Here is a 13,825-nt window from a genome sequence, read left to right as displayed (position 1 = left end):
GGGGTGGGGGGGGGGGGGGGGGGCGCGCGCCCCCGGCGGGGGGGGGGGGGGGGGGGGGGGGGGGGGGCCGGGGCGCCCGCGCGCGCCCCCCCCCCCCCCCCCCCCCCCCGCCCCAGGTCGGTTCGCCGGCGTGACGGCGGCGGGGGCGTTCGGCGTGCGGGCCGGGGGCGGTCGGGCTGCTGTGTCGTCGCCGGGATTCAGCGCAGCCGGTCCAGCACCGCCCGCAGCACGGGGGCGAACGCGTCGGGGTCGTCGGCGAAGCCCGTGTGGTCGCCGGGGAACAGGACGGGGTCGAGCCCGAGCGCCTGCCCCAGGGCCCGGGAGGCGCGGTCGCACAGCTGCCCGGCCGACTCCTCGCCGATGCCGATCACCAGACCGGGCGTCGCGCGCAGCCGGTCCAGGTCGGGCGCCCAGTGCGTGGTGGCGTGCAGCTCGTGGGCGAACCAGCGGCGCTCGTCGGCGACGTCCCGCGGGTCGCGCGGGCCGCCGAACATCATCTCCAGCGCGCCGTCCGGCACCGTGATGCCGGCCTGGCCCATGACCCCCGCCCAGGCCCCGACGACGTCGCCGCTGCGGTAGGCGGCGATGAGCTCGTCGGTCTGGCGGTGCAGCTCGTCGCGGTCCGGCAGCAGCTCGACCAGCGGCGGTTCGTGGGCGACGACACCGCGCAGCTGATCGGGACGGGCCTGCGCCAGGGCCAGCGCGGTGACGGCCCCGCCGCTGGAGCCGAAGACGACGGCCGGACCGGCGTCCACGTGGGCCAGCAGGCGGGACAGGTCGTCGGCGCGCAGCCGCGGCGTGGAGTCCTGGGCGGGGTCGTCCAGCGGGCTGTGCCTGATGCCGCGCGGGTCGGTGGTCAGCACCGTGTGGTCGCCGGCGATCAGGTCGGCCAGCGCGGCGAAGGAGCCGGCGTCCATCGGCGCGCCGACGAGCGCGACGAGCGGGCCCTGGCCGCGTACCTCGAAGTGCAGGCGGGCGCCCGGGACGTCGAGCGTGGAGACGGTCATGGAGACGGTCGCGGTCATGATGTCCTCCTGGAAGCGACGGCCCTGACGCGGGCCGCCGGATGGTCGGCCGCGGCCGCGGTCGTGCCGACCGCGTCCAGCAGCGGTGGTGCGGCGACGGCCACGAGCAGCGCCAGGGCCGCCGGGATCACCAGGGCGAGGGGCAGCGACGCCGTCGTGGCGACGTACCCGATGAGGGCGGGGCCGACGAGGCCGCCGCCGTAGCTGACGGTGGTCACCGCGGACAGGCCACGCGCGGCCCCGCCCACGGTTCCGAGCAGGCTGGCCACGACCGGCCAGACCACGGCCACGCCCGCGCCGGACAGCGCCCAACCGGCCATGGCGCAGCCCAGACGGACGGCCGCTCCCACGGGCAGGACGCCCGCGAGCAGGACGAGCCCGTAACCGGCGGTGGCGGTCGCGCCGGCCAGCCGGATCGTGACGCGGACGCCGAGCCGCGTCCTGACGGCGTCGCCGGCGAACCGGACGAGCGTCATCGCCACGAAGAAGACGGTGTAGACGAGCGACCCGGTGGCCGGGTCGGCGCCCAGGACGCGGGTCGCGTGCACCCCGGCCCAGTCGGTGGCGGCGCCCTCGGCGACGAACGCGGCGGCGCCGATCACGCCCAGCATGGCCAGCACCCCCGGCCTGAGCCGAGCCACCCCCCACCCCTCCGCTCCGCGCACCCCGCCCGCACCCCCGCCGACGGCCCCGCCCGCACCCCCGCGGGCGGCCTCGACGGTGGTCCCGGCCGTTCTCCCGATGGCGATCTCGCCCGTGGTTCCGACGGTGGTTCCGACGGTGGTCCCGGTGGTGGTTCCGGCCGTGGCCCGGGTGGTGGCCATGGCGGCGCCCCCGACGGCGGCCATGGCGGCGGTCAGCGCCGTCGCGCCCACCAGCATCAGCACCCGCACGTCGGCCCCCGCACGCAGGGCCGTCGTGACGAGCGCGCCGCCCGCCACCGCGCCGAGCGTCCACGTGCCGTGCACCGTGGCCATGATCGGCCGCCCGAGCCCCCGCTCGACGGCCACCGCCTGGACGCTCAGGGCCACGTTCAGCAGACCGAAGAGCATGCCGAGCAGAGCGGCCGAGACCATCAGCGGCCCGGGACCGGCCGCCAGCGCCGGGCCGGCCAGCGCCAGCGCCGCCGCCGGTGCGCAGACCCGCAGCAGCCCGCCCCCGGACCACCGGTCGCACAGCCGTCCGGCCACCGGCATGGCCACGAGGGAGCCGGCGGCCAGCACCATGAGCAGCGTGCCGAGCCCGCCGGGCCCGAGCCCGAGGCGCGCGTCGGTGGCGGGCAGCGTGGCGGCCCACACTGCGTTCATGACGCCCGTCAGCCCGTAGCACAGCGTGATCGTTCCTCGTCCGGCCATGTCCTGATCCTTGCGGTGGCGCGGCGCCCGGGTCCAACACCTGTTCGAACGCGATTCACGCACCTGCTGTGTGAATCAGGTAGGAAGGTGGCATGCCGGACGACGTCGAAATCCGCCTGCTGCGCCACTACGTGGCCGTCGCCGAGGAGTTGCACTTCAGCAGGGCCGCCCAGCGCCTGTACGTGGCGCAGCAGGCGCTCAGCCGCGACGTCCGCAAGCTGGAGGACCGGGTGGGCCGCCGGCTCCTGGAGCGCACCACCCGCAAGGTCGCCCTCACCCCGGAGGGACGCCTGCTGCTGACCCGGGCACGGGAGATCCTCGCCCTGTACGACGCCACCATGCTGGACCTGCGCGGCCGGCCCAGGTCGCTGACGGTCGACGTCGTCGGCGCCGGTCTGACCCCTGCCCTGGTGCTGGCCGCGGCCCGCGCCCACGCGCCGGGGGTGGAGTTCTTCGCCCGCTTCCACAGCGGCACCGAAGCGGCCCCGCCCCTGCTGGCCGACGGCCGCCTGGACGTCACCTTCGGCCGCAGCCCCGAACCGCCCGGCCCCGGAACGCCCGGCTCCGGAACGCCCGGCTCCGGAACGCCCGGCTCCGAAGCGCCCGGCTCCGGAACGCCCGGCTCCGAAGCGGTCGGCTCCGGAACGCCCGGCCTCGGAACGCCCGGCGTCAGAGCGTCCGGCGTCAGAGCGTCCGGCCACGGAGCGTCCGGCCGCGTGCGGTGGCGGCCGGTACGCCACGAGCGCATCGCGGTGCTGCTGCCCGAGCATCACCCGCTGGCCCGGCTGCCCGCGATCCCTCTGGAGTCGTTGCGCGGCGCGAGCCCGTGCATCCGCGCCGGCGACCACGCCACGCCCGGCTGGGAGCACGCCGTCCTGCAGTTGCTGGCCCCCTTCGGTGTCGACGCCGCCCTGGCCCACCCGCACGTGCGCGGCGGCGACGAGCTGGCCCAGCACCTCCGCGACCGCGACGCGCCCATCCTCACGCTCACCACGCAACCCGACATCCCGGGGGCGGTCCTGCGCCCGCTCGTGGACCCGGTCGCCATGTTCCCCTGGACGATGATCTGGCGCGCCGACGACGACCATCCCGGCCTGCGCGCCCTCCATCAGGCCGTGGACGAGCTGGCCGCCGCCCACGACTGGCTCGGCGTCCCGGACGGCGCGTGGTTCCCCGGACCCGAGGCCGGGCCGGCCCGTCAGAAGGCATAGCCGTCAGAAGGCGTAGCTGGCAGAAGGCGCTGTCGTCAGAAGGCGTAGCGGATGCGGCAGTAGGGGAGCCTGGCGGCGATCAGCCCGGTCAGGGCGGCGACGTAGCGGCCCTTGTGCCCGTTGCGGTAGCGGACGTTCCAGCCGCCCGTCTCCGACCGTTTGGCCTGCTGCAGCTCGGGCCGCCACAACACCTCCTCGGCCTTCGGATGCCAGCCCAGGTTGACCTGGTGGAGCCGGTCGTTGTGGGTCAGGAAGATCACCTCGGCGGCGAGCTGGGCGCGGGCCTCGGGCGACAGCGCGTCGTCGAGCCGCTCCAGCAGCTCGGCCCAGTCCTCCAGCCAGCCGTCCCGGACCACCACCGGGCTCAGGTTGACGTGCACCTCGTAACCGGCCGCGACGAAGTCGTTGATCGCGTCGATGCGCTCGGCGACCGGCGAGGTGCGGATGTCCAGGAGCTTGGAGTCGGCGGCGGGCATGAGGCTGAACCGCACCCGCGTACGCCCGCGCGGGTCCCACCCGAGCAGGTCGCGGTTGACGTACTTGGTGGCGAAGCTGGCCTTGGCGTTGGGCAGGTCGCGGAAGAGCTCGACCAGGTCCCGGACGTTGTCGCAGATCGTGGCGTCGAGCGAGCAGTCGGAGTTCTCGCCGATGTCGTACACCCACAGGCGGGGATCGACCTGGTCGGGCCGGGGTTTGACGCCCTGGCGGGAGGCGTGCCGCCGCAGGTAGCCGGTGATCTGGTCGATGTTGGCGAACACCGTGATCGGGTTGCTGTAACCCTTGCGGCGGGGCACGTAGCAGTAGGCGCACGCCATCGCGCAGCCGTTGGCCGTGGAGGGGGCGATGAAGTCGGCCGAGCGGCCGTTGGGCCGGGCGGTCAGCGACTTCTTGACGCCGAGCACGAGCGCCTCGGTCTTGATCCGCACCCAGCGGGCCACGTTCGCCTCGTCGCCGTACAGCTCGGGGATGCGGTGGTGGCTCTCGACCTCGACGATCTCGGCGGCGGGGAACCTGGCGAGGATCTCGCGCCCGCGCGGCAGCGCGGCGGCCGCGGGCTCGGCGTAGATCCGCCGGACGTCGAGGAGGCCGGTCACGGCCGCTCCGGCTGTTCCATGGGGCAACAATATGCGGTCCGGGACGCGAGTTGCCAGGTCAGCACGGGTGCGCCGCAGCTTCGGCAGTGCTCGCGCCGGTACACCCAGCGCTCGGAGGGGGCGTCCGGGTCGCTCACCACCTGCCCGGCGTCCCGGCCGAGAGCGAGATACCGGACCGCCGTGTCCCACAGCCGCCCGGCGGCCTCGGCGCAGACGTCGCGGGCGTTCGGATGCAGGCCGACGAGGAACAGCAGCTCGGCCCGCCACGCGTTCCCGATGCCCGACCACACCCTCTGGTCCAGCACGGCCGCGCCCACCGGCCCGCCGAACGCGGTCAGCCGGGCCACGGCCTGCTCCGGCACGGCGTCCGCGCGCAGCGGATCGGGCCCGAGCGAGTTCCGCAACGCCGTCACCTGCCCGCGGGTCAGCGCCTCGCACCGCGAAGGCGCGATCAGGTCGTAGGCCACCTCGCCGGTCGCCAGCCGCAACCGCGTGCCGGGCCGCGGCGACGTCCCCGGATCGTCGTACCGCAGGAAGACGCCCCGCATGCCCAGGTGGACGTGCACGGTCGGCGCGTCCGCGAAGTGGTACAGCAGGTGCTTGCCGACCGCCTCCACCTGCGTCAGCACCCGCTCGTCCCACGGCCGCGCGTCGAACCGCCCCTGCGGCCCGGCGGCGAGCACCGTCCGCCCGGCCAGGTCCGCGTGCTGCCCGGCGGCGTGCCGGTGGATGAGATGTCCTTCGGGCATGCCCGGGCCCATACCCCGTGAGCTGCGCCGACGCGCCGCGCGCGGCCGGTCCACTGAGTGGACCGAACGTTGCCCGCCGCCCTTCCACCCCAACAGCATGGACGCGATGTAAGTGATCGCTCACGCAGGGCGACGATCGCTCGGGCGATCAGACCGTCCCACGGAAGGACGAGCACGATGAACGACAGAACAGCGAGAGCCCTGTCCCGGGCCCTCATCGCGACGGTGGTGGCGGGGGCGGCGGTGACGGCGTCCGGCGCGGCCCATGCGGCCGGCGTGCGGGCCGCGGCCGAACCGACGTGCGGGAGCTGGGTCTCCAGCGCCGTCTTCCCCGGCCTGTCGGCCCGGGCCTGCATCTGGGGCACCGGCGCCTCCTGGAAGCAGGCCCAGACCGAGGTCTTCAACGGCACGGGTTTCGCGGTGGAGGTCGAGACCCTGACCGCCACGCTCGACCCGCTCCCCGGCAACGCCCGGTGCACCGCCATCCACCTCCAGAACGGGCAGACCGCGTTCTGCGGCACGCGGAGCGTGCCCGACAACAACCCCTTCCAGTTCGACCGGGCCGTGGGCTCCGTCCAGGTCACCGACCTGGTCCACCGGGAGCAGTTCGCCTTCGCGTCCCCCTTCGTCGGCTGAGCGGGAAAGGGTGGTGAAGCCTTGACCGGTCCCGCGGAGGAGCCGGAGCAGGTCCGCCTGGTCCGCACCGCCGATCTGGCGGATCTGCGCTTCGGTTTTCCCGGCCTGTCGTTCAAGCGCCCGGCGGCCGGCCGGATCCTGGTCAGGACCGTGCCGGAGCGCGAGGGGCTGATCGTCGTCACGTTCGCCGCGCAGCACATCGTGGAGCAGGCGTTCTTCGAATCGGCCGGGGCCGGGCTGCCCGATCCCGTCCCGGTGCTGCCTCATCCGGCGCCTCCCGTCGTCTCCCGGATCAGCGGGCGCACCACGCTGGTCTTCGTCGTGGGGCCGGAGGACGAGGTGCCGTACACCGCCGAGGGCCTGCTGGCGGCCATGAGACGGCTGCCGCTGCGCACGGTGGGCGACGAGGGCCCGGCCGACCCGCTGCGCGACCCGGCGGGGGATCCGCGGACCGCGATCGAGCTGCCGTACCGGCTGCTGCTGTCACCGCCCCCCGACGTGCGCTGGACCCACCGCACGGCCCCCGCCGACGACGTGGACCGGGTGGAGCTGTGGCACACGCGGGTGCGCGACACGCGGGCCAGGGCCGTGTGGACCAGGGACTTCCCCGGCGACACGCCGGTCGATCCGCCGCCCGACCCGCTTCCCACGTCGCTGACGCCCGCCGACCGGGCCGCGCTCGTCCACCTCACCAGCGACCGCGGGCTGTTCACCGAGCCGGAGCACCAGCCGTACGTGCCCGTGCCCGTCGAGGTCGGCCACCTGATCCTGTCCGCCCTGGGCGGCTGGCTCGACGCCCTGGGCAGCTGGGACCCCCGCCCGGCGATCACCAACGTCAGCCAGTGGCGGCACCGCGCGGCCATGGGCCGCGACCACTACGTACGGGTGCTCTACTCCGGCTACCTGTGCCCCTTCGGGCACCGCGCGGACCTGGTGAAGGTGACCGAGCGGAAGTTCGACCCAGATCGCCCGGAACATCCCGCCTACCTGGCCCAGCGCATCTTCATCACCTGCCGCGAACCGGTCCGGGACTTCCCGCCCGGCACGGCCCGCCGCGACGACGACGGCGAACGACTCGACGCCCTGTTCCCGTTCCGGCGGGTCGAGCTGCTGACCCTGGTCACCCCCGACCTCTCGCCGCCCGCCGACGTCCTGCCGGTGCGCGAAGGGCAGCACGCCTTCTTCCCCGCCGTCCGCGACCAGGACCCGTACCTGTTCAAGGTGCGCGCGACCGACCTGGCCGGGCGGGAGACCGAGTTCAGCACCCCGCTGCTGTTCCTCACCGAGAACTTCAACAAGGGCGCCGACCTGGTGGCGGCGGCAGCGGCGTACAACGCTCTGGACCCGGGTCCGGCGGAGGCGCCGCCGGACCGGCTGAGCGCCAACCTGCACGGCGCCCGGGTCGCCGTCGCCGCGCCCGCCGCGCCCGGCGACACCACCGTCGAGGCCGCGACCCTCGTCTGGGGGGCCGCCCTGCCGACGGACCGCGACGACCGGCTCCACCAGCGGATCCCCGGCTTCCTCCCGGTGCTGCGCTGGGCCTCGGCGGTGGTCCCGGCCGTGAGCAGGCTCACCGGCGCGGCCGGGCCCCGCCCGGTCCGGTACGCCCGGCGCTACCGGGTGGCCGCCTTCGACCGGACGCCCGACAGGCCCGGCGACCCCGTCAACCCCGGCGAGGTCTTCCTGGAGCTGGTCGCCGGCACGTCCCCGCTGGTCATGGACTTCGACGACCAGCGGGACCGCGCCGGCGGCCTGGCCGCGCCCACGTTCACCGTCGCGGGCCTGTCCCGCCTGACCGGGCCCGTCAGCGCCGCCAGAACACCCGCCGCCGCGGCGGCCGACCCGCTCGGGACGGTCGCCGACGGCACCTTCCGGCCCTCGGACTTCTTCGACGCGATCGGCGCGAAACTCTTCGGCGTCATCCCGCTGTCCGCCCTGGTCAAGGCGGCCGGTCTGGACGAGGAGCTGAAGGCGCCGCGGTTCGTCACGCAGACCGTCAACGCCGCCACCGCCTTCCTCACCGACCTGCGCCGCGCCGAACGCCGGCTCACCGGCGTGGCCGAGCGTTTCCCCGCGGTGGCCGCCGCGGCCGGGCGGGTGCGGACCACCGCGCTGACCCTCGCCGCCACCGTCGAGGCGTTCATCGCGGGAACGGCCGACCTCGGCCAGGTGGACGCGGCCTTCCGCGACTTCGGTGCCGCCCTCGACGCGCTCGGCGCCGGCCTTCCCGCCGACGTGGACCACGCCGTCGTCACGCTGCTCGGCCACCTGCGACAGGCCCTCGCCATCTGGGACGACGCCCCCGCCGGGGTGCTGCCGCTGCGGCAGGCGATCGAGAGCGCCCGAGCGGGACTGCGGCTGCCGGAGTCCGTCGCCGCCCGGCTGGAGTGGACGCCCGACATCCAGCCCTGGTCGTTGCGCGAGGGCGAGCAGCCGGTCTTCGTCCCGCACGACGGCCACGGCGACCCGGCGCGCAAGGGACGCTTCTCCGTGGTCGTGGACCTGCGCGCCGCGCTGCGGCCCGACACCCGCCCGGCCGCCGACGTGACCTGCACGCTGGAGGAGTTCGACCTGGTGCTGCTGCCGGGCGTGCTGGAGGCGATGCGGCTGGACTTCCGGCGGATCAGGTTCACCATGCGGGCCGGCGAGAAGCCCGACGTCGAGGTGGCGTTCCGGAACGTCGAGTTCATCGGGGCGCTGTCGTTCGTCGAGACGCTGCGCCGGATCATCCCGCTCGACGGGTTCAGCGACCCGCCGACGCTCGACGTCTCCCCGCGCGGCGTGCTGGCGCGGTACGGGATGCCGCTGCCGAACCTGGCGATCGGCGTCTTCAGCCTGGAGAACATCTCCCTGAACGCCTACCTGGACCTGCCGTTCGCGGGCACCCGGCCGCTGGAGATCGGGTTCGCGTTCTGCCGCAGGGACGCGCCGTTCCGGCTCACCGTCTCGCTGTTCGGCGGCGGCGGCTGGTTCGGGATCGTGCTGTCGCCCGACGGGGTCCGCGCGCTGGACGCCGGCCTGGAGTTCGGGGCCGCGGCGTCCGTCGACTTCGGGGTGGCCAGCGGCAGCGTGTCGGTGATGGCCGGGATCTACTTCCACCTCGACGCCGCGACCGGGCAGGCCGTCCTGTTCGGCTACTTCCGCGCGCGCGGCGAGGTGGACGTCCTCGGCCTGGTCTCCGCCTCCATCGAGCTCTACCTGGAGCTGGGGTACGAGGGCGGCGACGCGGTCGGCCGGGCGCGGATCACGATCACCATCGAGATCGGGTTCTTCGAGGAGTCCGTCGAGATCAGCTGCGAGAAGCGGTTCGGCGGCGCCCGGTCACTGACCGCCGCCGCGGCGCTCGCCGAGGGCGCGGTCGCGGACGGCGAGGAGACGGCCGGTTCCGCCGCGACCTTCGCCCAGATGATGGCGCCGTACCGGGACCCGGTCACCGGCGCGCGACGGGACCCGGTCGCCGAGTACTGCGGCGCCTTCGCGGCGGTGGCCTGACATGAGCGAACGGACCGGACAGAGTACGGGGGAGCGCATGGGCACGTTCAAGGTTCTGTGGACGGCGTTGCCGGCCGGGGCGGCCGGGCCGGGCGAGGTGCGGCTGTCGGTCGCCGTCGGGCCCCGGCTGGAGGCGCCGCGCGGCCGGCTCGACGACGTCGCGGAGTTCACCGACTGGCCGAGGACGCTGCGCGAGACTGTCCTGCCGGCCCTGCGGATCGTGTGGGACGGCCACGCGGCCCCGGTCGTCCCACACCCCGACCCGAGATCCCCCGCCCCCGACTCCGACCTGTGGGGGAGACTCTTCCCGGCCGCCTCGCCGGTGCGGTCGCGCTCCCTGGCCGCCGCCGGCGCCCTCGGCGCGGCGGTCGCGGGCGGCTCGCCGGGCGTGCGGGTGCTGCGGTCGTTCCCCGCGGCGCTGGTCCACGAGCGCATCGCCACACTGTACGACCAGATCGGCCAGGCCGTGATCAGCGACCGCCTCACGCCTCCGGGAAGCGGCGAGGCCGCCCTCGGGGACGGCCGCCCGCGACGGCCCTGGCGTCAGCCGTACACCGGTCTGGTCCGCGAACTCCCGGTGGCCGGCGAGATGAGCAGGTTCAGCGGCGACCCCCAGGCCGCCTACCGGGCCATCGACGGCATGATCGGCGGGAGCCCGAGCTCCGCCGCCGAGCTCGGCCCGGCCACCCTCGACCGGACGAGCGCGGCCTACCGGGGCGACGAGACGAGGTTCGCGCTGGCCGAGGCCGTCAGGTTCTACGACCGGCCCAAGCCCCCCGGCAACGGCGGCGGCCCGGCGGGCGCGGAGGCCGGCCGGCCCCGGCCGGAGCCGCCCGACGTGGAGTTCCACGGCGTCTGCGGCTTCCTGGCCGACTATCCGGAGCTGTGCCGCCGGCTCGGGCTCGTCCTCGACCTCGTCGTCCCCGTGCCTGCGGGGCTCGCCGCCGCCGGACGGCTCCGGGTGGCGTTCGAGGACGTGCCCCCGCCGTTCGACACCGACCGGCTGCGGCCGTGGACGCTCTACGACTTCGCGCCGGGGGAGCGCTTCACCGCCGCGTCGCCGCCCGGGCACCCCGTCCAGGGCGGCTGGCTCGGCCTCGGCGGCGACGACTGGACGGTCACCGACGCCGACGTCGACGGCGCGGCCATCAAGGCGGCCGACTTCACCGCGCTGATCGAGCGCATGCACGGCCTGAGCGGGCCGAGCGGCCAGCCGAGCGCCCAGCACCTGGGCACCGGCACGACGGCGCTCCAGGGCGCCGGGCTCACCGTCTTCCACCGCGGACGGGACGCCTGGCTGGCCGCCCAGATCGGCGACGACGCCGCCCACCAGCGGGGACCGGACGACGCGGTGCCCGAGCTGCACGCCGGGCACCTGGTCCGCGGGTTCCGCGTGGACGCCGGGATCGTCGGCCCGGACGGCGCCGTCACCGGCTGGCTCTCCCTGTGCCGCCGCCGGGGCTCCTACCTCATCCGCCGCGGCGGGCAGCCGCCGTACTGGATCGAGGGGATCGCCGACGACGAGGGCGCGGTCCGGGCGAGCGCCGTCACCCGCGACGCCACCAGGACCGACGAGCTGTACGTGCACCAGGCGCTGTTCGGCTGGGACGGCTGGAGCCTGGCCGCCCCGCTGCCCGGCCGCACGCTGGACAGGTTCGGCCGGCCGGTCGTCGCCGATCCGGAGGTGGACGCGAACTTCCCGCTCGACACCAAGTTCACGCCGGTGCCCGGCTCGCTGCCGGCGCTCCGGTACGGGCGCACCTACCGGCTGCGGGCCCGCGTCGTGGACCTGGCGGGCAACGCCCTGGACCCGGAGGCGCAGGCGCCCGCGTCCGCGCTGTCGCGGGCGATCACGTACTCGCGGTGGGAGCCGGTGCCGCCGCCCGTCATCGTCGAGCGCAGGCCGTTCAACGAGGGCGAGTCGAGCCAGTGCCTGGTCATCCGGAGCACCGTCACGGCCGCCGGACGGGACGTGCCCGCCTGGGAGTGGGCCCTGGACCGCCAGGAGGTCCCCGGCCACACCGACCACCCGCCCGCCGCCGACGGGCTGAGCCGCCGGTACGTCTACTACGACGAGCGGTTCGTCGCCCCGCCCAAGACGTCGCTGCAGATGGCCGAGCGGCACGGCCGGTTCGACGACGCCATCGGCGGCGACCGGCCGCAGGAGGTGCGCAGACGGTTCTTCACGGCCGCCGCCCGCGAGGCCGGCACGTTCCTCGACACCGTGGTCAGCTACGCCGACGACCCGCGCCGCACCCGCGACCTGCTGTTCTTCGGCGAGATCGCGGTCGCCAAGCACGACGCCGCCGACCCCGAGCCGGTCACCCAGCTGCCCGTGACGCGCGGCGCCGGGCTGAAGCGCGGCGAGTTCGTCGTGCACACCGCCGCCGAGCTGATCCTGCCGTACCTGCCCGACGTCCTGGCCAGGGGCGTCACGCTGTACGGCCTGCCGGGCGCGCCGCCCATGTACCCCGTCTCCTTCTACGACGGCTTCCACGACGTCTGGCCGGACGCGGCGCCGTTCACGCTGCGGATCGAGGAGGGGGACGGGCCGCCGCGATGGCAGGACGTCCCGCGCCGGCTCACCGTCCACCTGCCCAAGGCCGAGACGGCGACCGTACGCCTCAGCTGCCGGCTCACCGCGGCCGATCTCGCCCTGCTGCCCGTCTGGCAGCGCCTGCTCGTCTCGGACTTCTGGCGCGACCTGACCGACGCCGAACGGGAGCTGATCGCCGAGGAGACCGTGGCCGGGCTGAACTGGCTGCTCACCCCGTACACGGAGCTGCGCCTCGTGCACGCCGTCGAACGCCCGCTGTCGCCGCCCGCGCTCGCCGGGCTCGACTTCGCCCGCGACCCCGAACAGACCTTCGCCGACCTTCGGGGCACCCTGCGCGCACACCCCCGCAGCACCGGGCACGTCGACATCGACGCCACCTGGACGCGCTGGATCGACGACGTCAAAGAACCGGCCCCCCGCCGGATCAGGGAGCACGCCCATGTCGGCCGGGTCGAGCTGGCCCACGCCGACCGCGAGGAGGTGCGCCTGCCGCACTCGGCCACCCCGGTCCGCCACGACTTCGGCGACACGCTGCACCGGAACGTCGCCTACCGGCCGACCGCCACCACCCGGTTCCGCGAGTACTTCCACCCGTCGATCACCGCCGATCCCGGCCTCGTCACCAGCGCCGGCGAGGCGAGCGCCGGGCCGTCCGGGCGGGGCTGGCCGGTGCCCGCGAGCAGGCGGCCGGAGCCGCCGAAACCGTCGTACCTGCTGCCCACCTTCCGGTGGAGCCGGCAGGAGGACCGCCGCGAGCGGCGTCTGGTGTCGGTACGCGACGGGGCCGGCGTCCGGGTCCACCTGGACCGGCCGTGGTTCTCCTCCGGCGACGACGAGTTGCTGGCCGTCGTCCTCGACCCGCCCGGGGGCGACGCGCTGCCCGGCCGGCTGGCGACCCGGTGGGGCACCGACCCCGTCTGGTCGGACGCGACCGTGCTGCCCCCGCCCGCTCCCGGCAACTTCCCCGGCCCCGTCACCGCCGTCGGGCTGCGACTGGCCGAGTCGGGGGAGGGGCGCGAGCTGATGGGGGCCGTCGTGGCGTACGAGCCGTCGTACGACGCGGCCAAGCGCCTGTGGTTCGCCGACGTGGACGTGGACCTGGGCACGGCCGGCCAGGCGTCGGCCTGCTTCCCGTACCTGCGCCTGGCCCTGGCCCGCTACCAGCCGCACGCGCTGACCGGGCTGGAGCTGTCGCCGGTGGTGCAGGCCGAGTTCGCGCAGCTCGTGCCGCGCCGGACGCTGACGGTCGAGGAGGTGTCCGGCGGGGGGCTGCGCGTCGTCCTCGCCGGGCCCGCCGCCGCCACCGAGCTCGGCGCGTCGGCCGGTGCCGGGCTGCCCGGGGTCGCGGCGAGCCACCGCGTCACCGCGACCGTCCAGCGGCGGCCCTTCACCAGCGCGGAGGAGCTCGACTGGACGGACACGCCGATCAGGGCCGAACTGACCTGCGGCACGGCCGGGGCCGGCTACCAGTGGTCGGCGGTGATCCCGCCGGCGGTGCTGGACATCGTGTGGCAGTACCGCCTCCTGGTCGAGGAGCGCGAACGCTACCGCACCGACCCGGGCACGGCCGACGAGACGGTCGTCATCGACGCGGCCGGGGGTGGTGCGCCGGAGCGGATCCCGGTGGGCGAGCGGCTCGCGCACGCGGACAGCGTCCCGCTGCGCGCCCGGCTGGGGCGGCTGGTCATCGACTTCGACGCCTAGCC

The 13,825-nt window shown here is 75.4% G+C and carries 7 protein-coding genes and 1 pseudogene; 4 read left to right on the top strand and 4 right to left on the bottom strand.

The window, feature by feature from the left end:
- Positions 1-197: 197 nt before the first annotated feature.
- Together ACFYUV_RS20270 and ACFYUV_RS20265 are read right to left on the bottom strand one after the other, a co-directional pair.
- On the bottom strand, positions 198-1,025 hold the full coding sequence (locus ACFYUV_RS20270; RefSeq protein WP_387670358.1) for an alpha/beta fold hydrolase: 828 nt from the start codon (positions 1,023-1,025) through the stop codon (positions 198-200).
- Entirely contained in the window at positions 1,022-2,380 is a 1,359-nt protein-coding gene (locus ACFYUV_RS20265) for an MFS transporter (RefSeq protein ID WP_387670356.1), read from the bottom strand. The genes ACFYUV_RS20270 and ACFYUV_RS20265 overlap by 4 nt, the downstream gene beginning before the upstream one ends.
- 92 nt (positions 2,381-2,472) lie before the next feature.
- Here ACFYUV_RS20265 and ACFYUV_RS20260 point away from each other — a divergent pair.
- Positions 2,473-2,658: pseudogene (locus tag ACFYUV_RS20260) on the top strand (LysR family transcriptional regulator); the annotation flags it as partial.
- A 968-nt stretch (positions 2,659-3,626) separates the two neighbouring features.
- On the opposite strand, the gene ACFYUV_RS20255 reads toward ACFYUV_RS20260, so the two are convergent.
- Both ACFYUV_RS20255 and ACFYUV_RS20250 read right to left on the bottom strand, forming a co-directional pair.
- Positions 3,627-4,685 carry a spore photoproduct lyase family protein gene (locus ACFYUV_RS20255; protein WP_387670355.1) on the bottom strand — a complete coding sequence of 353 codons (1,059 nt, stop codon included), beginning with the start codon at positions 4,683-4,685 and terminating at the stop codon, positions 3,627-3,629.
- Positions 4,682-5,434 carry a DNA-formamidopyrimidine glycosylase family protein gene (locus ACFYUV_RS20250; protein ID WP_387670353.1) on the bottom strand — a complete coding sequence of 251 codons (753 nt, stop codon included), beginning with the start codon at positions 5,432-5,434 and terminating at the stop codon, positions 4,682-4,684. Before ACFYUV_RS20250 ends, ACFYUV_RS20255 begins: the two co-directional genes overlap by 4 nt.
- A gap of 177 nt (positions 5,435-5,611) precedes the next feature.
- On the opposite strand from ACFYUV_RS20250, the gene ACFYUV_RS20245 reads away from it, so the two are divergent.
- From ACFYUV_RS20245 to ACFYUV_RS20235, 3 genes are read left to right on the top strand one after another with little or no spacing between them, the layout of a single operon-like run.
- The gene (locus ACFYUV_RS20245; RefSeq protein ID WP_387670351.1) at positions 5,612-6,070 is read left to right on the top strand and encodes a hypothetical protein; all 459 of its coding nucleotides are present in this window, start codon (positions 5,612-5,614) and stop codon (positions 6,068-6,070) included.
- A gap of 21 nt (positions 6,071-6,091) precedes the next feature.
- Positions 6,092-9,562, top strand: a complete 3,471-nt coding sequence (locus tag ACFYUV_RS20240; protein ID WP_387670349.1) for a hypothetical protein — start codon at positions 6,092-6,094, stop codon at positions 9,560-9,562.
- 1 nt (position 9,563) lies between these two features.
- Positions 9,564-13,823 carry a hypothetical protein gene (locus tag ACFYUV_RS20235; protein ID WP_387670347.1) on the top strand — a complete coding sequence of 1,420 codons (4,260 nt, stop codon included), beginning with the start codon at positions 9,564-9,566 and terminating at the stop codon, positions 13,821-13,823.
- The last annotated feature ends 2 nt before the right edge of the window (positions 13,824-13,825 follow it).

This window comes from Nonomuraea sp. NPDC003560 (genome assembly GCF_042878785.1).
Taxonomy (GTDB): domain Bacteria; phylum Actinomycetota; class Actinomycetes; order Streptosporangiales; family Streptosporangiaceae; genus Nonomuraea.
The sequence above is the reverse complement of the archived record's forward strand: the minus strand, read 5'-3'. Positions and strand labels throughout refer to the sequence as shown.